Raw genomic sequence first — 19,206 nt, 5'->3', positions numbered from 1 at the left:
ATGCCGCAGGGCAAGGTCGAGAGCGTGCCGGACGACGGGCTCACCACCCGCCAGCGCCGCCGGCAGCACATCCTGGCCGTCCACACGGGACAGGGCAAGGGCAAGTCGACGGCCGCGTTCGGGATGGCGCTGCGCGCCTGGAGCGCCGGCTGGCCGATCGCCGTCTACCAGTTCGTGAAGAGCCCCAAGTGGCGCGTCGGCGAGGAGACCGCCCTCAAGGCCCTCGGCGAGACGGGCAAGGGCGGCACCGTCGTGTGGCAGAAGATGGGCGAGGGCTGGTCCTGGATCCAGCGCCCCGGCACCGAACGCGACCACGCCGCCGAGGCCGCCGAGGGCTGGGAGCAGATCAAGCGCGACCTGGCCGCGGAGGCGCACCGGTTCTACGTGCTCGACGAGTTCACCTACCCGATGAAGTGGGGCTGGGTCGACGTCGCCGACGTCGTCGCCACCCTGCGGGACCGGCCGGGCAACCAGCACGTCGTCATCACCGGCCGGGACGCGCACCCCGACCTCGTCGCCATCGCCGACCTCGTCACCGACATGACGAAGGTCAAACACCCCATGGACGCGGGGCGCAAGGGCCAGCAGGGCATCGAGTGGTAGCCCGGATCGTCGTCGCGGCACCCGCCTCCGGCCACGGCAAGACGACCGTCGCGACCGGGCTCCTCGCGGCGTTCGCGGCCCGGGGCCTGCGCGTGGCGCCGTTCAAGGTCGGCCCCGACTACATCGACCCCGGCTACCACGCGCTCGCCGCCGGCCGCCCCGGCCGCAACCTCGACCCGGTCCTCGTCGGCGAGGAGCGCATCGGGCCGCTGTTCGCGCACGGCTCGGCCGGCGCCGACGTCGCCGTCGTCGAGGGGGTCATGGGCCTGTTCGACGGGCGCACCGGCGCGGGCGAGTTCGGCTCCACCGCGCACGTCGCGAAGCTCCTCGACGCGCCCGTCGTCCTCGTGGTCGACGCGACCGCGCAGGCCCGGTCGATCGCCGCGGTCGTGCACGGGTTCCGGTCGTTCGGGTCCGGCGTGCGCATCGCCGGGGTGGTGCTCAACCGGGTCGGCTCCGACCGGCACGAGCAGATCCTCCGCGACGCGTGCGCCGAGGTCGGCACGCCCGTCCTCGGGGTGCTGCGCCGCCACGACGCGGTCGCCGCCCCGTCCCGGCACCTCGGCCTCGTCCCCGTCGTCGAACGCCACGCCGAGGCCGTCGAGTCCGTGCGGGCCCTCGCGTCCGTGGTCACGCTCGGCGTGGACCTGGACGCGCTGCTCGCCGTCGCCCGATCGGCGCCCTCGTTCGCCGCTTCGCCGTGGACGCCGTCGGTGGGTGAGCCCGTCGCGGGACGGCCCGTCGTCGCGGTCGCCGGCGGGCCCGCGTTCTCGTTCAGCTACGCCGAGACCGTCGAGCTGCTGACCGCCGCCGGCGCCGCGGTGTCCATCGTGGACCCGCTGCGGGACGAGGCGCTGCCGCCCGGCACGCGCGGGCTCGTCGTCGGTGGCGGATTCCCCGAGGTGTACGCGCAGCAGCTGTCGGACAACGCGCCGCTCCGCGAGGCGGTCGCCCGGCTCGCCGCCGGCGGCGCCCCGATCGCGGCCGAGTGCGCCGGGCTGCTGTGGCTGGCGCGGACCCTGGACGGCCGGCCGATGTGCGGGGTGCTGCCCGTCGACGCCGCCATGACCCCGAAGCTGACCCTCGGCTACCGCGACGCCGTCGCGGTCGGCGACAGCGTCCTCGCCCCCGCCGGCACCCGGGTCAGCGGCCACGAGTTCCACCGCACCGCCGTCACCCCGTCCTTCGGCGCCGGCTCCGTGGGAGGGCCCGCGTGGGCGTGGCACGGCGAGGGCGGGACGGTCCGGGAGGGGTTCACGGCGGGGTCGGTGCACGCGTCGTACCTGCACCTGCACTGGGCCGGCGCCCCGCACCTCGCGCACCGGCTGGTCTCGGCATGCGCGTAGTGCTCGGGTTCGGCGCCCGCGCCACCGCCACCGCCGCTGACGTCGAGGCCCTCCTGCCCGCCTTCGCCGGCGACGTGGTGATCGCCCTGTCCACTGTGGACACCAGGGCGGATCTGGCGAAGGAGCTCGCGTCCCGCCACGGCTGGGACGTCGTCACCCACCCGGCGTCCGCGCTCGCCGCCGTGGCCGTGCCGAACCCGTCGCCACGGGTCGCCGCCCACACCGGCACGCCGAGCGTCGCCGAGGCCGCCGCGCTGCTCACCGCCCGCACCGCCCCCGCACGGACGTCGGCCACCACGACTCCGTTCGACGGCCCGGCGGTGCTCGTCGTCGCCAGGCAGTCCTCCGCGGTCGCGACCCTCGCCGTCGCGGCGGTCGCGCCCGAGGTGACCGTCGTCGGCGTCGGCGCCGACGGCCTGGACTCCGTCCCGGCGGCGGGGCGTGCCGCGATCGCCGGGGCCACCGTCGTGTTCGGCAGCGGGCGGCAGCTCGATCTCGCCGCCGTCACCGCGAAGCGGGTCGAGTGGCCGTCGCCGCTCGTGCCGGCGCTGCCGCGGCTGCTCGCCGAGCACCACGCCGACCGGGTCGTGGTCCTCGCCAGCGGCGACCCCATGTACTACGGCATCGGCAGCACCCTCGTCAGGCTGCTCGGCGCGGCGCACGTGCACGTGGTGCCGCACCCGTCGGCGGTGTCCCTGGCGTGCGCGCGGCTCGGCTGGGCCCAGGACGACATCGAGGTCGTCAGCGCCGTCGGCCGGTCCGTCGACGCGCTGCGCCGGGTCCTCCACAATGGACGCCGGGTGCTCGTCCTCAGCTCCGGCGCCGCCACCCCGCCGTCGGTGGCCGGGATCCTCGCCGAGACCGGGTTCGGCGACAGCACCGTCACCGTCCTGGAGTCGCTCGGCGGCCCGGACGAGCGGATCCACCACGACGTCACGGCCGCCGGTCCGCTGAACATCGTCGCCGTCGACTGCCGGGGCAGCGGTGTCTCCGTGGCTCCGGGTCTCGCGGACGACTCGTACAGCAGCGACGGCCAGCTCACCAAGCGCGAGATCCGTGCCGTCACCCTCGCCGCGCTCGGCCCCCGCCCCGGCGAGCTGCTGTGGGACGTCGGCGCCGGCTCGGGCAGCATCGCGATCGAGTGGCTGCGCGCGCACCGCTCGTGCCGCGCCGTCGCCGTCGAACGCGACCCCGTCCGCGCCGGACGGGTCACCGCCAACGCCCGCACCCTCGGCGTCCCGCATCTGTCCACAGTGGTCGGTGCCGCGCCCGGCGCGCTCGACGGCCTGCCCCCGTCCGAGGCGGCACCGGACGCCGTCTTCATCGGCGGCGGCTTCACCGCGGCAGGGGTGTTCGAGCGCTGCTGGTCGGCGCTGCGCCCGGGCGGCAGGCTCGTCGTCAACGCGGTCACCATCGCCTCGGAGCGGCTCGTCGCCGAGCTCCACGAGACGCACGGTGGCTCCCTGACCCGGATCGCGGTCCAGCGTGCCGCACCCGTCGGCGGGTTCCTCGCCTGGCGGCCGATGATGCCGGTGACGCAATGGGTGGTGTGGAAATGACGGTGTACTTCATCGGTGCCGGACCGGGCGCCGCGGACCTCATCACGGTCCGCGGCCGCGACGTCCTCGCCCGGACCCCGGTCTGCCTGTACGCGGGCAGCCTCGTGCCGGTCGAGCTCCTCGACGTGTGCCCGCCCGGCGCCCGGCTCGTCGACACCGCGAACCTCGACCTCGACCAGATCCTCGCCGAGCTGACCACCGCGCACGCCGCCGGCCTCGACGTCGCCCGCCTGCACTCCGGCGACCCGTCCGTCTTCAGCGCGATGGCGGAGCAGCTGCGCCGCCTCGACGCCGCGGGCGTGCCCTACGAGATCGTGCCGGGCGTCCCCGCGTTCGCCGCCGCGGCCGCCTCCCTGGGTCGCGAGCTGACCGTGCCGGGCGTCGCGCAGACCCTCATCCTCACCCGCACCGCCGCCCGCGCCACCCCGATGCCCCCGGGCGAGGAACTGTCCACACTGGCCGCCAGCCGCGCCACCATCGTGCTCCACCTGGCCGTGCAGCGCATCGCCGGGCTGGTGGAGGAGCTGATCCCCTGGTACGGCGAGGACTGCCCCGCCGCCGTCGTCGCCCGCGCCAGCCGCCCCGACGAGCTGATCCTCCGCGGCACCCTCGCCGACATCGCCCACCAGGTCCGGGAGGCGGGCATCCAGCGCACCGCCGTCATCGTCGTCGGCCGCGTCCTCACCGCCGCCGAGTTCCCCGACAGCCACCTGTACTCCACCACCCGCCACCGCCCATGAGCCTCGACCCTTACCTCGCCGGCGGCGGGTTCGTGCTGCACGGCCTCGTCGCGGTGCACCTCGACGGCCGGTGGCACCGGCAGGACCCGCGCGGCAACAAGCCGGGCGTCGACGCGCGGTTCTCGCTCGACGGCCCGCGGCTGGCCTTCACCATCGACCCGGCGGCGGGGGAGCGCGACTACGAGCCCGTCTTCGCTACCCCCGACCCGGGCGTGCTGGCCGCACTGCGCGCCACCACCGACATCCTCGCGCTGCGTACCGCGGGCCTGCCCGGCACCCTGAGCGGCCGCTGACCTACGGCACCTCCGGGTGCGCCGGTTCGCGGAGCGCGGCGGACAGGGCGACGGCCAGCAGGGGCACGACGGCGAGGGCGATGAAGGCGCCGCGAGGGCCGTGGTGGTCGGCGATCAGGCCGAGCAGCGGCATCGCCAGGCCGCCCGCGCTGACGGCCAGGCCGAGGGTGACGCCGGCGGCGGTGCCCGGGCGGGTCGGCAGGTAGTCCTGGCCCAGCTTGACCAGCACGGCGAACGGGATGTTGGTGACCAGGCCGACGAGCAGCACCAGCGGTAGCGCCAGGTAGGGCGACGGGCACAGGAGCATGCCGGCGATCGCCGGGCCGAGCAGCAGGTTCCCCAGGCGTACGGTGCGCACGAGGCCGATCCGGTCGGCGATGCGGCCGCCGGCGAGGGTGCCGAGGACGCCGCCGCCGAGCTGCAGGGCCAGGGCGGTGCCGCCGAGGGCGGGGGAGGCGCCGAGGGTGTTGATCCAGTAGAGGGCGACGAACGTGTTGACGCCGAACGACACCGCCGAGCGGACGATCTCCACCGACGCCAGCACGGCGAACTGCGCGGGCCGGTCCCGGCCCGTCGCCGCCGCCCGGGCGGCGGCCTGGCCAGTGGCGCGGCGCTGGTGGCGGAGCAGGACGAAGCCCATGAGCACGGCCGGCGGGATGAACAGGGCGGTGGCGCCGACGCCCCACGCGTCCAGGGCCGGGGTCGCCAGGGCGGGGGCGACGAAGAAGCCGACGCTGCCGCCCGCGGCGAAGTAGCTCATCGCGGTGGCGCTCGACCCCGCCGCGAGCCGCGCGTCGCGCCCCGCCGCCGGGTGGAACATCGCCACGCCGAGCCCGGACAGCAGCAGGAGGGTCCAGACCATGGGGTACGACGGCGCCACCCCGGCGAGGCCCGCGCCGGTGCCGGCCAGGGCCACCCCCACCGGCGACATCCACGGCAGGCGGCGCCGGTCGGCGAGCACGCCGAAGACGAGCTGCGGCAGGGAGCTGCCGAGCGCGGCGGCCATGGCGAGCCCCGCGGCGGCGACGTAGCCGTAGTGGCGGTCGAGGACGAAGTACGGCACCGCGGCCGGCACCAGCCCCTGGTAGAAGTCGTCGACGGCGTGCGCCGCCGCCCACACCCGCATGCGCCGCCACGGGGAGGGGATCGCGGTGGCAGCAGTAGCAACAGTCACCCGTTCAAGATCGCAGCGGGTGTACGGTGCGGGCTTCCGGTATTCTGCCGATCGATGTCGAACATCCGCCACATGCCGGTCGCGCCGACGACAGCCACCGAGCACGGCTCCGGCACGCACATCGACCGGCACCGCCACGATCAGCATCAGCTGGTGTACGTGAGCCGCGGGGTCATCGCCGTGCAGACGGAGGCCGGCGGGTGGGTCGCGGCGGCGGACCGGGCGGTGTGGATCCCGGCCGGCTGCTGGCACGAGCACCGGTTCCACGGCGCGAGCGCGTTCCACACCGTCGGGTTCGCCGACGAGGAGGACCCGCCGCTGCCAGCCGGCGCGCCGACCGTCGTCGCGGTCGGGCCGCTGCTTCGAGAGCTGCTCGTCGCCTGTACCGACGCGGAACTGCCGGACGACGAGGAGACGCGGCTGAGGGCGGTGATCCGGGACCGGCTGCACCGCGCGCCGCAGGAGCCGGTCGCGCTGCCCACCGCCCGCGACGGGAGGCTCGCCGCGGCGTGCGCGGCCGCCGCGGACCGTCTCGACGAGCCGCGGACCCTGGCGTCCCTGGCCCGGGAGGCCGGCGCGAGCGAGCGGACGCTGGCCCGGCTGTTCCGTGCCGAGTTCGGGATGACGTACCCGCAGTGGCGCACCAACGTCCGCGTGTACCACGCGATGATCCTGCTCGCGGGCGGCCTGCCGGTCACAGCGGTCGCGCACCGGTGCGGGTTCGCGACGCCGAGCAGCTTCGTCGACACGTTCCGCCGCGCGACCGGCCAGACCCCGGGCGTCTACGCGGCCCGCGAACGGGCCGGCTGAGGCGCGGCCCGCGAACGGGCCGGCTGAGGCGCGGCCGGCCCGTTCTGTGCCTGTCCGGATGCCTGCCCCGAATGCCTGTCCCGGAATGGAATCAGGTGCAGTGCTTGAGCTTCGGGCGGATCGACGCCGGCACCGTGTCCTCGCAGACGTTGTCGGTGCCGCCGATGAGCGCCTTCCAGACCTTGTTCGTGCCGTCGTACTTGAACACGACGACGGCGGTGTCCATCGCCTCCGGCTGCGTCAGGGCCGTCGCGTACCCCTGGTAGCAGCTGATGTCCTTGAAGCCCTTGCCGAGGATGATCGCCCCGGCGACCTCGGCGTTGGCCTGGAACGCCTTCTGCAGCGTGGCCGCGTCGACGGGGCAGCCCCCGCCGGCCGCCGTCGCGCTGGATGCGGCCGGTGCCGCGCTGGACGGTGCCGCCGCGCTGGAGGTGCCGGCGGCGGGAGCGGTGCCGGTGGTGGCGGCGGGTGCCGCGGTGGTGCCGGCCGGGTCCTCCGAGGAGCAGCCGGTGAGGGCGATCGCCGCGACGGCGATCGGGAGCAACGCTCGTGTCATCACACGCGGAATCCTGTCGTCTCCGAGGGCCGCGTGGTTGTCGGCTTGCGGACATCTACAGTGGACAGTCGGGGGATGTCAGGCGTCGATGCGCATGAGCTTCCGGAAGTCGTACTGGTAGCCGTACCTGAGGCCGGTGAGATGCTCGTCTCCGGCTGACCCGCACCGGCGCGGGCCGGCTTCCGCGGCGGTCGCGGGAGCCGCGCCGCGAGCTGATGCGGCGGGCGCCGCACGGCGCCGCGGAAGGGGTGACCGCGTTGCTGGACGCGGGCGTCGACCCGCACGTCCGCGACGACCGGGGCCGCACGCTGCTGCACCTGGCGGCCCACCTGGACGACCCGGACCTCCCCGGCCCGCTGCTGCGCCGCCGAGGCCGGGCCCGGTCAGCGGGTGCGCAGGCCGTCCAGGGCGATCCGCAGCACCCGGTCGCGCTGGGTGTCGTCGCGGAAGCCGGCCGAGGTGAGGCCGCTGAGCATGCGGACGGTGTCGTCGAACGTGACGTCGGGCCGGACGGCGCCGGCGGACTGGGCGCGGGCCATCAGGGGCTCGCCGACGCGGTAGATCTCCTCGCGGCAGCTGCGGAACATCGCCGAGTCACGGTTGAGGGCCTCGTAGATGGCGCGCTTCGTCGCCGCGTACGCCACGAACCTGTGCAGCCAGGACTCCAGCGCCTCCCACGGCGGGAGGCCGGCGACGTCGTCGGCGGTCTGGCACAGCTGCTCGATCTCGCCGATGTAGACGGTCTCGAAGAGGTCCTGGCGGGTGGGGAAGTTGCGGTACAGCGTCCCGATCCCGACGCCGGCGCGCCGGGCGATGTCCTCCAGGGACGCGTCGGTGCCGTGCTCGGCGAACGCGTCACGGGCCGCGGCGAGGAGCGCGTCGAAGTTGCGCCGGGCGTCGGCGCGCTGCGGGCGCCGGACGGCGACGGGGGACTCGGCCGACATGGGTGATCTCCAGCACGCAAAGTGGAATCAGGTAGAAGCGGAGGCACCCCTCCGCTAATGTGGAGGCGTACCTCCACTACTGTACCGCGTCCGGGGGAAACACCGATGACACGCGCACTCACCCTCAGCCCGTCGCCGCTCGCCACCGCGCCGCCGCGGGCGAGCCGGTTCCTCTTCGTCGCGCTGGCCACCGCGGCCGCGTCGTTCTCCCTGCTGCAGTCGCTGGTCACGCCGGTGCTGCCGAAGATCCAGCACGACCTGCACACCAGCCAGGGCACGGTCACCTGGGTGCTCACCGCGTGGCTGCTGTCGGCCGCCGTGGCGACGCCGATCATGGGCCGCATCGGCGACATGTACGGCAAGCGCCGCACCCTCCTCGTCGCGCTCGCCGCCATCGCGGCCGGGTGCCTGATAGCCGCCGCGGCGCCCAGCGTCGGCGTCCTGATCGTCGGGCGGGTCGTGCAGGGCCTCGGCGGGGCGGTGTTCCCGATCTCGTTCGGCATCCTCCGCGACGAGCTGCCGCCGGCCAGGGTCCCGTCCGCGATCGGCGGGCTGTCCGCGGTGATCGCCGTCGGCGGCGGCCTCGGCGTGGTCCTCGCCGGCCCGGTCGCCGGCGCGCTGGACTGGCGGGCGCTGTTCTGGATCCCCGCCGTCGTCGTGGCGGGCACCGCGCTGCTGACGCTGCGGTTCGTGCGTGAGTCGCCGGTCCACGGCCGGGAGCGAGGCCGGGGCCGGATCAACTGGCCGGCCGGGGTGCTGCTGTCCGCGTGGCTGGTCGCCCTGATCCTGCCGCTGAGCAAGGCCCCGGCGTGGGGGTGGACCTCCGCGCGGGTCGTCGGACCGCTGCTGCTCGCCCTCGCCCTCGCCGCCGCATGGGTACTGGTGGAGCTGCGCTCGGCCGAGCCGCTGATCGACATGCAGATGATGCGGCTGCCCGCGGTGTGGACGACGAACCTGGTGTCGCTGCTGTTCGGTGCCGGGATGTTCGCGACCTACGCGTTCCTGCCCCAGTTCCTGCAGACGCCGCGGTCGACCGGTTACGGGTTCGGCACCACGGTCACCGGGGCGGGCCTCGCCATGCTGCCGATGCTGGTCACGATGGCGGTCGCCGGGTCCGTGAGCGGCCCGCTGACCGCATTCGTGTCGTCGAAGGTCCAGCTGCTGATCGGCACCGCGACCGCGGCGGTGTCGTGCGCGGGGCTGACGCTGTTCCACGACGCGTACTGGCAGGTCGCCGTCGCGACGGGAGCGTTCGGGGTGGGGCTCGGGCTGACGTTCACGGCGATGGTCAACCTCATCGTGGCGACGGTCCCCGCCGGGCAGACGGCCGTGGCCAGCGGCATGAACGCCAACATCCGCACCATCGGCGGCTCCGTCGGCGCGGCCGTGGCCAGCGCCGTGATCACGGCCCACGAGACGCCCGCGGGCCTGCCGCTGGAGACGGGCTACACGTACGCCTTCGCGGTGCTGACCGCGATGCTCGCCACCGCCGCGGTGATCGCGACCCTGGTCCCCCGGGCCCGGAAGGCCTGAGGGACCGGGGGAGCGGTTCAGCCGCGGGCGATCCAGACGTCGTCGAGCGTGCCGTGGAACTGGTCGTTGTCCTTGCCGTTGCCCTTGCCGCCGATGCTGAGCGGCACGGTGTTGACGACCGACAGCGTCGCCGGCAGGGTCGCCGAGCCGCGGACCACGTCGTCGACGAGCAGGGTCAGGGATGTGCCCTCGCGGCGGCACTCCAGGCGGTGCCAGGCGCCGTCGGACACCGACACGTCCGACAGCGCCACGTGGATCGCGGGCCCGGCCGCGTCGGCGAACACACAGCTCGGCCTGCCCGCCGCGCCGTCGATCTGCAGCTTGTACTGCGTGCCGGACGCCGAGTAGCCCTTCTGCAGGATGTTCTGGCCGGAGCCGGCCTCCTTCTTCGGCAGGCGCACGGTCGCGCCGTAGCGGATCGGGCCGGTGCCGGGGTTCAGCTCCGGCGAGTCGGGCGTCTGCAGCACCGCGTGCGGGCACCTCTTGCCGGCGCACCGGGACGGGAAGTCCGCCGCCAGGCCGGTGGTCAGCTTCCCGGGCAGCGCCGTGAGGCGGACCTTGCCACCGTGACCGGCCGACGAGGTGAGCGTGTGTCCGTGCCCGGAGTCGTCCACGACGGTGGCGCCGCCGGCCCCCTTGCTGGCGGTGTCGAAGCTGTACCGGGCGACGATGACCGGCGCGGCCGCTTCGGCGGCGGTGGCGGCCGGCTCGGGCGCGGGCCGGCCCGGGGCGGCGGACGCGGGGCCGGCCCCGCCGAGCGTGCAGAGTGCTGTGCCGAGCGCCGCGGCCGCCAGCGCCGCCGGCCGGATGACGCTCATCCGTCCGCCATACGTGTTCCCCCATGTCTTCATGCCCGAAATGTGTCATATTGACGCCGTAACCTTCGAGCATTTCCCCCAACGTGTCGGCCGCATTCCGTAACCGAACGGTTGACGCACGGTCACCCAAACTGGATGCCCGGACATGATCCGCGCGGTTCTGGGAAGCTTGAACCATGCGGTGGGCGGCGGTGGTTGCTGTGCTGATCGTGCTGATGCCCTCCACCGGTCACGCCGCCGTGCCGGCGCGGGCTCCGCAGGCGCCCTTGCCGGCACGGGCGCCTGCGGCGCCCACCGAGATGTGCCGGATCACCGACCCGGGCGTGACCGAGGTGTCCGGGCTCGCGGTCACCCCCACCGGCTACCTCGTGGAGAACGACAGCAACCCCGACCCGGCCAAGACCCGCGTCTTCACGCTCGACAAGGCGTGCCGGGTGACCGGCAGCGTCCAGTACCCCACGACCGCCCGGGACCCCGAAGACCTCGCCGTCGACAGGAAGGGCACGCTGTGGATCGCCGACATCGGCGACAACGGCCCCATGACCGGCGGCTCCGGCACCCGCCGCAGCACGATCGCGCTGTGGACCATGGCCGCCGGCTCGAAGGAGCTGAAGATCCACCGCCTGGTGTATCCGGACGGGGTGCCCCGCGACGCCGAGGCGCTGCTCATCGACGGGAAGGGCCGGCCGGTGATCGTCACCAAGGACCCCAACGGCGAGGTGTTCCGCCTCGACACGCCGCTGCCGACCGACAACACCGCCGGCGCGAAGCTCACCAGGGTCGGCGCGTTCGAGCCGCAGCGCACCGGCACGTCCAACCCGCTCGGGTTCCTCGGCATCGCCTGGGTCACCGGCGCCGCAGTGTCCGCCGACGGCACCAAGGCGGTGGTGCGCACCTACGCCGACGCCTACGAGTTCGAGGTCAAGGGCGGCGACGTCGCCGCGGCGATCACCTCCGGCAAGGCCACCGTCACCGCCCTGCCCGACGAGCCGCAGGGGGAGGCGATCGCCTACACCGCCGACGGCGCGAGCCTGCTGACCGTCTCCGACCAGGACGGTCCGGCCGTGATCCTCCGGTATCCGAGCGGCCTGAAAGCCACCCCGCCGACCAGTGCCGCACCATCCCCGCCGGCCCAGGCGCAGGCTCAGGCGCAGACCCGGACGGCACCGGAGCCGAAGCGGTCCGCCCGCGCCCCGCTGCTGCTGGGCGCCTTCACGGTGGTCGCGTTGATGCTGGTCGCGGCCGTAGCACGACGCGCCAGGCGACGATGAGCACCCACGGTGTCGACGCTGGAGCGCTCACATGACACGATTCACCGACAAGCAGCAGTCGGGGGAGGGGCACGCGGCGGTGGTGCGCATCGAGGTCGAGCGGGCCACGACCCGTGACATGCGTCGGCGCAACCGGTCAACGCTGCTGTCGGAGCTGTTCTTCCGGGGGCCGCTGAGCCGCCACGACCTGAGCCGCATCACCGGCCTGAGCGCCGCGACCGCCAGCAGCGTCACCGGCGAGCTGCTCCAGGAGCACCTCATCGTCGAGGCCGGCCAGATCGAGTCCGACGGCGGCCGCCCGCGCGTGCTGCTGCGCGTCAACCCCGACTTCGGCCGGCTCGTCGGCGCCGACGTCGGCGAGACCGGCGTCAAGGTCGAGCTGTTCGACCTGTCCATGACCCGCCTCGCGACCGTCGACGAGCCGCTGCCGTCGTCGCGGCCCGCTCCGGAGGCCGTCGCCGGGCAGCTGCTCGCCGGCATCCGCGAGGTCCTCGGCGACACCGACCCCGCCGACGTCATCGGCGTCGGCATCGGCGTGCCCGGCACCGTCGAGCAGTCCGACCCGGTCCGGGTGCACGCCCCGACCATCGGATGGCGCGGCACGTCCCTCGACGGGCTGCTGCGCGACGGCGGCGTCACCGCGCCGCTCTTCATCGAGAACGGCGCGAAGTCCCTCGGCCAGGCCGAGATGTGGTTCGGCGCGGGTCGCGGCGCCGCCAACGCCGTCATCGTCCTCGTCGGCTCCGGCGTCGGCGCCGCCGTCATCACCAACGGCACCCTCTACCGCGGCGCGAGCAGCAGCGCCGGCGAGTGGGGCCACACCACGGTCGTCTACGGCGGCCGGCAGTGCCGGTGCGGTGCCCGCGGCTGCCTGGAGGCCTATGTCGGCGCGGAGGGCATCCTCGACCGGTACCAGCAGGTCAACCCCGGCCTGGTCCGCAGCGCCGACGAGCTCGCCGACGTCGCCGCCCTCATCGCGGCCGGCACGCCCGAGGCCGAGGACATCCTCGCCGAGACCGCCGGCATGCTCGGCGCCGGCATCGGCAACCTGGTCAACCTGTTTAACCCCGAGCGCGTCGTCCTCGGCGGCTGGGCCGGCCTCGCCCTCGGCGCCCGTTTCCTGCCGCAGATCCGCGCGGCGGCGGGGGAGCAGGCCCTGGAGCACCCGTTCGGCCAGGTGTCGATCGAGCTGTGCGAGCTCGGCCCCGACGCCGTCGCGTTCGGCGCGGCGACCCTGCCGATGGCCGAGCTGCTGCGCCGCGCGTCCCGCCCCTGAGCCCCGTGTCGCAATTCTGACCGCCGTTTGCGGAAAGTCGTGTCGCGACCTGCGAAGATCGATACAGTTCGCGTCGCGGTCCCTTGCCATCATGTCCCGCATGAAGACCTTGGCAGGCGGATGGGCGCTCACCGGCACGGGCGCCCTGCTCGGACTCGGCACCACCCTCACCCTCTGGGCCGTCGGCCCGTCCAAGTTCGACCCGGCGCGCTCGTGCCACTACCGCTTCGACGAGACCCGCACGTTCACGGCCGTCGAGCGTTCCTTCCCGCCCCAGGTCACCTGCGTCCGCGACGACGGACAGACCTTCGAATACCTCTCCTCGACCACCACCCTGACCGGCACCGTCCTCCTGGCCGTGTCGGCCGCGGCGGTACTGGCCGGCGCCGCACTCCTCGCCACGACCTGGCTGCGCCGCGACGCCGTCCCCGCCCCGCCCCCGCCCGGCAGCCGCCGCCTGCACCTGTGGCTCGCCCTGCTGCTCGGCGCCGCCCTCACCGTCGTCGTGACCGTCCCGGGCCTGGCGCTGTACGTCTTCCTCGGCGCTCTTCCCGCGCTCTTCTTCGCCGCCCCGGCCCTCCTCGGCGCCGCCGCCCTCGCCGCCGCCCTGGACCGCCACGCCGGCCCACCCCGCCCCGGCCCCCGCCGCCGCGGCACGACCGTCGCCCTCGGCGGCACCCTGCTCGGCTCGGCCCTGTTCCTCGTCGTCTCCACCACCGACGCCCTCGACGCCCTCGACGACTGGACCCTGCTGGCCTTCCCGCTCGCCGTCCTCCTGTACCCCGCGATCGCCGCCACCCAGCACCTCGTGTCCCGCCGCCACCAGACGACCACCCCAGCCTCGCAACCCGCACGCCCTTGACGTCAAGGCCATGCCTCCTGCGGCCGACCCGGAGGGCGTGTGGGCGTGGCTTCGTGTGCCGGTACAGGATTGACGCCGGCCGTCTGCTGCCGCAGGACGCCGAGCCCGGCCGGCGGGCCGACGGAGGCCTCAGCCGAGCCGGTACGGCTGGAACTCCAGCGACGACGGGTAGCCGGTGCCGGTCACGGCCTCGATGACGGCCCACAGGAAGTCCTCGTCGGGGCCCCAGGACGGGATCTCCACGGTCGCCTCCACGGGCAGCGGCTCGCCCACGTCGACCACCGCCTCCCCGTCGGCGTGGACGAGCTGCCGCACGACCTCGCCGCCGCTGGACAGCGTGTACGCGTAGGTGCTGGCGACGCTGGAGAACATGACGCTCAGCGCGTCGCCGGGCGGGTCGCACGCCGGGGCGAGCGTCATCGACGGGTCCCACACCTGCGCCCAGCCGCCCGTCTCCGCGGCGAACAGCACCCCTCCGGCGAGCCCGCTCGTGGCCTCGTCGACGGGGACCGGGGCGCCTTCCGCGACCGCGGGGGACCCGAGCAGCTTGACAGCGTCCGCCGCCGGGACGCCCCGCACGAACAGCGCCGACGTGTTCCAACCCATCCGCAGACCCTAGAGCAGCCAGTGGTCGTGCGGGTGGCGGCCCGGGCGGAAGCCGGCGGCCTCCACCATCGCGGCCGCCTCGGCGAAGCCGGTCGCGACCAGGTCGGGCCGGTGCGCGTCGCTGCCGAAGCACACGACGCGCCCGCCGCAGTCGCGCCACCAGGTGACGAACTCGGGCTCCGGGCCGCGGCGGGTGTTGACCTCCAGGGCACGGCCGGTGCCGGCGAGGGCGCGCAGCACCGCCCGGATCTCCTCCTCGAAGTCCGCGATCGTGAACGTGACGCCGGGCGGCAGGTAGCGGACCGGGTAGTCGAGGTGGGTCAGGGCCGAGAACGGCGGGCCCGACTCGATCATGCGGATCGCCTCGGCGAAGTAGTCGCGCAGCACGTCCGCGACGCCCCGCAGCGGGTACTCGTCCTCGACGAGGCGGAACCGGCCGTCCACCCGCAGCGAGTGCAGCGAGCCGATGACCCGCTCGAACGGCGCCGAGGCCAGCAGCGAGGCCGCCTGCGCCGGGAACCAGTGCGGCTCGCCCAGCTCGACCCCGGTGATGATCTTCAGCGTCGGGAACTTCGACCGGCAGCGGTCGATCGCCGCCAGGTAGCCGGACACGTCCAGCGGCGGCGGGGCGAGGTTCCTGTCGTCGGCCATGTGCGAGAACTGGCGCCCCGGGACGGCGTCGACGTCCCAGACGATGAAGTCGGTGTGCTCGGTGAACGCGATCGCCGGCAGCCCGAGCTCCACGGCCCGCGCGCACGAGCCCTCCATGTCGCCGGTCGCGGTGTCCCAGGAGAACTCGGTGTGCGTGTGCAGGTCCGCGGGGAGCATGCCGGTGATCGTGTCAGGAGATGCCGAGGCCCCGCAGGTGTGTGAGGGCGTCGGTGACGCTCGCCACCACGGGCACGCCGGGCGTGACGGGGGGCCGGTCGACCATGAGCACCGGCAGCCGCAGCGAGCGGGCCGCCGCCAGCTTCGCGGCCGTCATCGACCCGCCGCTGTCCTTCGTCACGAGGAGCTGGATGTCGTACGAGGTGAGCAGCGCCGTCTCCCCGCCGACGGTGAACGGCCCCCGGTCGAGGATCGACTCCAGCCGCGGCGGGTGCGGCGGCGCCACCGGGTCGACGCTGCGCACGAGGAACCAGCGGTCCTCCAGGGAGGCGAACGCGCCGAGCCCCTGCCTGCCGGTGGTGAGGAACACCCGCTCGTAGGGGGACGCCGCGATGTACGCCGCCGCGGCGTCGAGGGACGGCACCCGGTGCCACTCGTCGCCGTCGCCGGCGACCCACCCCGGGCGGCGCAGCACCACCAGCGGTACACCCGCCGCCGCCGCCGACGCGCTGATCCCCGCCGCGAACGGGTGGGTCGCGTCGACGACCACGTCGACCGCCTCGGCCCGCACGTAGGAGGCCAGCCCCGCGGGGCCGCCGAACCCGCCGACGCGGACCTCGCCGGGCGGCAGGGAAGGGTCCGCGACCCGCCCGGCGAGGGAGCTGATCACCCGGGAGCCGCCGGTCAGCGCCTCCGCGAGCCGTCTCGCCTCACCGGTCCCGCCGAGGATGAGCACAGTGCGCACGGGGGCAAGGATGTCATGGGTCGTCACGCGGCGGCGTGCAGCTCGACGCGTCCCTTCCCGGCCGCCTTCGCGAGAAGAGCCGGATGTTCGTGGCGAGGGCGAGCAGCGTGGTGAGGGCGCCCACGGTCGCGATCGTGCCGGCCGTGGGCGCCAGGACCACCGCGACCTGGGCCGCGGCGCAGACCGCGAGCAGACCGGCGACGAACAGCGTCGCCGGTCTGCTCGGCAGCGGTTACGGGTAGTTGACCCAGTTCGCGACGTTCGTCGAGGAGTTCGACGGACCGCCCGTGTTGTTGATGATGTGCGCGATGGTGCCGGTCCCACCGAGGGAGACGGTGACCATGTTGTGGAACTTCACGCCCGCGGTCTGCGGGACCTCGAACGAGTGGCCCAGCACGACGCTCGGGTTGGTGCTGAAGTAGCAGTAGCTGCCCAGCCCCCACGCCTCGTGGCTGGTGACGTTCGCGCCGACCTTGTACGCGGCCCAGCCCTGCGCCCCGCCGCCGCTGGACCAGCCGGCCTGGTTCGGCACGTCGTACGGGATCTCGTTCTGGTAGAAGTACGTCCGGCCGCCGTTGCCGTTCCAGATCGTCTGGTACTGCTGGTAGTGCTCGACGAACAGGCCGTACATGGTGACGTTGTTGCCGTTGACGACGAGGCCGTTCGCGCCGGTGTTGATGTTCCAGCCGACGGTGCCGCCGTTGCCGTGGTCGGCGCGCCAGATCCACATGTGGTCGCCGATCACGTTGTTGCTGTTGACCCGCAGGCTGACGGTCGCCTTGCCGGCGATCGAGCCGCCGACGCGGAAGAACACGTCGTGCAGCGACGTCGGGTTCGCCGCGTGGTCGGCGGCCGAGCCGTTCGGGCCGACCTCCATGAGGACCTGCGAGTTGGTGGTGCCGGCGTCGAAGAGGATGCCGGCGACCTTCACGCCGTCGACGTCGGCGACGGTCATCGCGGTGACGCCGTTCTGCGGCACGATCGTGGCCAGGCCGAGGCCGAGCACGACCGTGTTCGCGCGGGTGATCCGGATCGTGTCGTCGACGTTGTACACGCCGGGCGTGAACAGCAGGTTCTGCCCGGCGGCCAGGGCCGCGTTGATGGACGCGGCGGTCGCGCCGGCCTTCACGATGTAGAACTGGCTGATCGGCAGGCTGGAGCCCGCGGTGCTGCCGCTGGACCAGCTGTTGCCGCTGGCGTTGGTCCGCAGCGACGGCACGAACACCTGGTAGGCGCCGGCGCCGTCGACGTACAGGAACGGCTTCTCCCGCACGACCGGCGCGGCGCCGACCGTGGTGTAGGGCGGGTTCGGGAAGCTGTTGGCCGGTGCGCCGCTGGTACCGACGAAGACCTGGTTCCAGTTCGAGCCGGACCAGCTGCCGATCTGCGAGTTGCGGGTGATCCACTGCTGCTGGCTGCCGGACTGGATCTGGCCGTCGATCTTGCTGTCGGAGATCCAGCCGCCGCTGGACCAGCCGCCGTCGGACAGCGCCAGGTTCCCGCGCACGTGCATCCGCCGGTACGGCGCGGCCTGCGACACCGCCCACCGGTCGAGCCCGCCGGTCGGGGTGACGGACAGGTTCTCCGCGGAGCGCCAGAAGTTCTGCGTCGCGTTCTGCGAGCCGTCCGGCCACCAGTCGGCCTCGGCGTGCACGGCGCCGTTGATGACCACCGAGTCCGGGCTCAGGCCGAGGCCGGCGACCTGGGTGAAGAACCCGACGTTGGCGTTGACGTTGTACGTGCCGGGCTTGAACAGCAGCGCGAACCGGGCGTTGCCGAACTGGTTCGTCACCTGCTGGTTGAACACGGTGTTGAGCCGGTTCTGGATCGTCGCCTGCGACATCGACGGGTCGAACACCGACACGTTCGGGCCGAGGTCGGGGTTGTTCGGGTTGTTCGGGGGCGTGCTGGTCGGCGGGTTCGTGGTGCCTCCCGGGAGCGTCCACTGCTGGTTGGCGCTCGCGAAGCAGTCCCACAGCTGCAGCTTGGTCCCGTCGGCGGAGCTGGGGCCGGTCGCGTCCAGGCACTTGCCGAGCGACCGCAGCGTGCCGTCGCTCTGCTTGGACCACTGCTGCGCGGCGGTCCCGTTGCAGTCCCAGATCTGAATCTTCGTGCCGTTGGCGGTGCTGGCGGCGTTGACGTCGAGGCACTTGCCGAGCGCGCGGATGGTGCCGTCGTCACCGACGGTCCACTGCTGGGCGCCGGTGCCGTTGCAGGTGTACAGCTGGACCTGGGTGCCGTTGGCGGAGCTGGCGGCGGCGACGTCGACGCATTTGCCGCCGTAGCCGGTGATCTGGCCGGTGGCGGCGGCCGAGGCGGTGGTCATGGCGACCACGGTGGTGCCGGTGACGGCAAGGACGGTCGCGCCGATGGCGAGACCGATCCTGCGTCGTGAGATGCGGGTCACGGGGGTCCCTTCTGGGCGGTTCGCCCGCCTCCGAGACCCATGTCGGGGGTAGGTCCGGGGCGGGCGGGGAGCCGCCCTCCGACGCCGGTGGGTGACGACGGAGGCCGAGATCTGTGAAGTTGCCTTACAGATCCATCGGAGGCTATTCCCGCCCCGGTGCCCTAGTCAATACGCGACCCGAATTAAGGTGTTGGCCTGCGAACTCAGGCCTTCGCGAGGATCTCGCCCGCGCCGCCGACCGTCTCGTTCACGGCCTCCAGGTAGGCCTTCATGTCCGTGTTCTCCAGGCCCGTGCCCGCCACGACGACCGTGTTGCCCACGATGAGCGTCGGGTAGAGCTTCGCCTCGTCCTGCGCGTAGGCCTTGGCCGCGTTGGCCGCCTTGAACTCCACGAAGATCGCCTGCTGCCCGCGCGACGGCATGAAGTCGCCCTTCTTCTTGTAGCAGTCGAACTGCTTGAAGTTCGCCACCGCGGACCGGTACTTCGAGGGCACGCCCGTCGAGTTCGTGTCCCACTGGCCGACCGGGCACAGCGGGTCCTTGGTGAACAGGTCACCGGTCAGCTTCGCCACCGTCTGGTACTGCAGGCCCTTCCCGGCCGCACCGCTCGCCTTCGCGCTGGCACTCCCGGACGGCTGCCCACTCGCGGCGGGCGCGGCGCTGGCGGCCGTCGAGGCAGCGGCGGCGGGCTCGGCCTTCTTGTCGTCGGCCTTCTTGTCATCACCCCCGCAGGCGGCGGTCAGCAGCAGGGTGGCACCGGCGACAACGGACGCGATCAGCAGACGCTTCATGGGGATTCGATTCCTTATATGTGGTGGCACGGAAGGTGTTTGGG

Annotated in this window: 20 protein-coding genes; 11 read left to right on the top strand and 9 right to left on the bottom strand. The window is 73.7% G+C overall.

Annotated features, from left to right (window positions below):
• The 5 genes from cobO to ACFY3L_RS32500 are packed head-to-tail and all read left to right on the top strand — an operon-like array spanning nucleotide 1 to nucleotide 4,541.
• On the top strand, nucleotides 1-603 hold the full coding sequence (gene cobO, locus ACFY3L_RS32520) for a cob(I)yrinic acid a,c-diamide adenosyltransferase (RefSeq protein WP_389332671.1): 603 nt from the start codon (nucleotides 1-3) through the stop codon (nucleotides 601-603).
• On the top strand, nucleotides 597-1,949 hold the full coding sequence (locus ACFY3L_RS32515) for a cobyrinate a,c-diamide synthase (RefSeq protein ID WP_389332668.1): 1,353 nt from the start codon (nucleotides 597-599) through the stop codon (nucleotides 1,947-1,949). Before cobO ends, ACFY3L_RS32515 begins: the two co-directional genes overlap by 7 nt.
• Nucleotides 1,940-3,508 (top strand): precorrin-6y C5,15-methyltransferase (decarboxylating) subunit CbiE, encoded by a 1,569-nt coding sequence (gene cbiE / locus ACFY3L_RS32510; RefSeq protein ID WP_389332665.1) that lies wholly within the window; start codon nucleotides 1,940-1,942, stop codon nucleotides 3,506-3,508. Before ACFY3L_RS32515 ends, cbiE begins: the two co-directional genes overlap by 10 nt.
• Nucleotides 3,505-4,248, top strand: coding sequence for a precorrin-4 C(11)-methyltransferase (cobM, locus tag ACFY3L_RS32505; RefSeq protein WP_389332662.1), 744 nt, complete (start codon nucleotides 3,505-3,507; stop codon nucleotides 4,246-4,248). Before cbiE ends, cobM begins: the two co-directional genes overlap by 4 nt.
• A complete protein-coding gene (locus ACFY3L_RS32500; RefSeq protein WP_389332658.1) occupies nucleotides 4,245-4,541 on the top strand; it encodes a hypothetical protein in 297 nt (98 codons plus the stop codon). The genes cobM and ACFY3L_RS32500 overlap by 4 nt, the downstream gene beginning before the upstream one ends.
• A gap of 1 nt (nucleotide 4,542) precedes the next feature.
• Here the strand turns inward: ACFY3L_RS32500 and ACFY3L_RS32495 are convergent, their stop codons facing one another.
• The gene (locus ACFY3L_RS32495; protein ID WP_389332655.1) at nucleotides 4,543-5,715 is read right to left on the bottom strand and encodes an MFS transporter; all 1,173 of its coding nucleotides are present in this window, start codon (nucleotides 5,713-5,715) and stop codon (nucleotides 4,543-4,545) included.
• Nucleotides 5,716-5,769: 54 nt separating this feature from the next.
• On the opposite strand from ACFY3L_RS32495, the gene ACFY3L_RS32490 reads away from it, so the two are divergent.
• Complete coding sequence (locus ACFY3L_RS32490) at nucleotides 5,770-6,525, top strand: AraC family transcriptional regulator (protein WP_389332652.1); 756 nt, start codon at nucleotides 5,770-5,772, stop codon at nucleotides 6,523-6,525.
• Between the two features lie 91 nt (nucleotides 6,526-6,616).
• Here the strand turns inward: ACFY3L_RS32490 and ACFY3L_RS32485 are convergent, their stop codons facing one another.
• Nucleotides 6,617-7,081 (bottom strand): hypothetical protein, encoded by a 465-nt coding sequence (locus tag ACFY3L_RS32485; RefSeq protein WP_389332649.1) that lies wholly within the window; start codon nucleotides 7,079-7,081, stop codon nucleotides 6,617-6,619.
• A 383-nt stretch (nucleotides 7,082-7,464) separates the two neighbouring features.
• Complete coding sequence (locus ACFY3L_RS32480; RefSeq protein WP_389332646.1) at nucleotides 7,465-8,025, bottom strand: TetR/AcrR family transcriptional regulator; 561 nt, start codon at nucleotides 8,023-8,025, stop codon at nucleotides 7,465-7,467.
• Nucleotides 8,026-8,130: 105 nt separating this feature from the next.
• Here ACFY3L_RS32480 and ACFY3L_RS32475 point away from each other — a divergent pair, with 105 nt between their 5' ends.
• Nucleotides 8,131-9,558 carry an MFS transporter gene (locus tag ACFY3L_RS32475; protein ID WP_389332643.1) on the top strand — a complete coding sequence of 476 codons (1,428 nt, stop codon included), beginning with the start codon at nucleotides 8,131-8,133 and terminating at the stop codon, nucleotides 9,556-9,558.
• A gap of 17 nt (nucleotides 9,559-9,575) precedes the next feature.
• Here the strand turns inward: ACFY3L_RS32475 and ACFY3L_RS32470 are convergent, their stop codons facing one another.
• Nucleotides 9,576-10,409: a LamG-like jellyroll fold domain-containing protein gene (locus ACFY3L_RS32470; RefSeq protein ID WP_389332640.1), complete on the bottom strand. Its 834-nt coding sequence runs from the start codon at nucleotides 10,407-10,409 to the stop codon at nucleotides 9,576-9,578.
• 158 nt (nucleotides 10,410-10,567) lie between these two features.
• Here ACFY3L_RS32470 and ACFY3L_RS32465 point away from each other — a divergent pair, with 158 nt between their 5' ends.
• The 3 genes from ACFY3L_RS32465 to ACFY3L_RS32455 all read left to right on the top strand — a co-directional run bounded on the left by ACFY3L_RS32465 (nucleotide 10,568) and on the right by ACFY3L_RS32455 (nucleotide 13,785).
• Nucleotides 10,568-11,647, top strand: a complete 1,080-nt coding sequence (locus tag ACFY3L_RS32465) for a hypothetical protein (protein ID WP_389332638.1) — start codon at nucleotides 10,568-10,570, stop codon at nucleotides 11,645-11,647.
• Nucleotides 11,648-11,678: 31 nt separating this feature from the next.
• Nucleotides 11,679-12,923 (top strand): ROK family protein, encoded by a 1,245-nt coding sequence (locus ACFY3L_RS32460; protein WP_389332635.1) that lies wholly within the window; start codon nucleotides 11,679-11,681, stop codon nucleotides 12,921-12,923.
• A 100-nt stretch (nucleotides 12,924-13,023) separates the two neighbouring features.
• On the top strand, nucleotides 13,024-13,785 hold the full coding sequence (locus ACFY3L_RS32455) for a hypothetical protein (RefSeq protein WP_389332632.1): 762 nt from the start codon (nucleotides 13,024-13,026) through the stop codon (nucleotides 13,783-13,785).
• A 129-nt stretch (nucleotides 13,786-13,914) separates the two neighbouring features.
• On the opposite strand, the gene ACFY3L_RS32450 is transcribed toward ACFY3L_RS32455, so the two are convergent.
• The 3 genes from ACFY3L_RS32450 to ACFY3L_RS32440 are packed head-to-tail and all read right to left on the bottom strand — an operon-like array spanning nucleotide 13,915 to nucleotide 15,964.
• Entirely contained in the window at nucleotides 13,915-14,391 is a 477-nt protein-coding gene (locus ACFY3L_RS32450; protein ID WP_389332629.1) for a hypothetical protein, read from the bottom strand.
• A gap of 9 nt (nucleotides 14,392-14,400) precedes the next feature.
• Nucleotides 14,401-15,219 carry a PHP domain-containing protein gene (locus ACFY3L_RS32445; protein WP_389332626.1) on the bottom strand — a complete coding sequence of 273 codons (819 nt, stop codon included), beginning with the start codon at nucleotides 15,217-15,219 and terminating at the stop codon, nucleotides 14,401-14,403.
• Between the two features lie 13 nt (nucleotides 15,220-15,232).
• Nucleotides 15,233-15,964, bottom strand: coding sequence for a cobalt-precorrin-6A reductase (locus tag ACFY3L_RS32440; protein WP_389332623.1), 732 nt, complete (start codon nucleotides 15,962-15,964; stop codon nucleotides 15,233-15,235).
• A gap of 83 nt (nucleotides 15,965-16,047) precedes the next feature.
• Here ACFY3L_RS32440 and ACFY3L_RS32435 point away from each other — a divergent pair, with 83 nt between their 5' ends.
• Nucleotides 16,048-16,206, top strand: coding sequence for a hypothetical protein (locus ACFY3L_RS32435; RefSeq protein WP_389332619.1), 159 nt, complete (start codon nucleotides 16,048-16,050; stop codon nucleotides 16,204-16,206).
• Here the strand turns inward: ACFY3L_RS32435 and ACFY3L_RS32430 are convergent.
• Nucleotides 16,197-18,371, bottom strand: a complete 2,175-nt coding sequence (locus ACFY3L_RS32430) for a ricin-type beta-trefoil lectin domain protein (protein WP_389332616.1) — start codon at nucleotides 18,369-18,371, stop codon at nucleotides 16,197-16,199. The genes ACFY3L_RS32435 and ACFY3L_RS32430 overlap by 10 nt on opposite strands.
• Nucleotides 18,372-18,574: 203 nt before the next feature.
• Complete coding sequence (locus ACFY3L_RS32425) at nucleotides 18,575-19,162, bottom strand: hypothetical protein (protein ID WP_389332613.1); 588 nt, start codon at nucleotides 19,160-19,162, stop codon at nucleotides 18,575-18,577.
• Between the last annotated feature and the right edge of the window lie 44 nt (nucleotides 19,163-19,206).

The sequence above is a fragment of the Dactylosporangium sp. NPDC000521 genome, assembly GCF_042898305.1.
GTDB lineage: Bacteria > Actinomycetota > Actinomycetes > Mycobacteriales > Micromonosporaceae > Dactylosporangium.
This window is presented reverse-complemented; position numbering and strand designations above follow the sequence as displayed.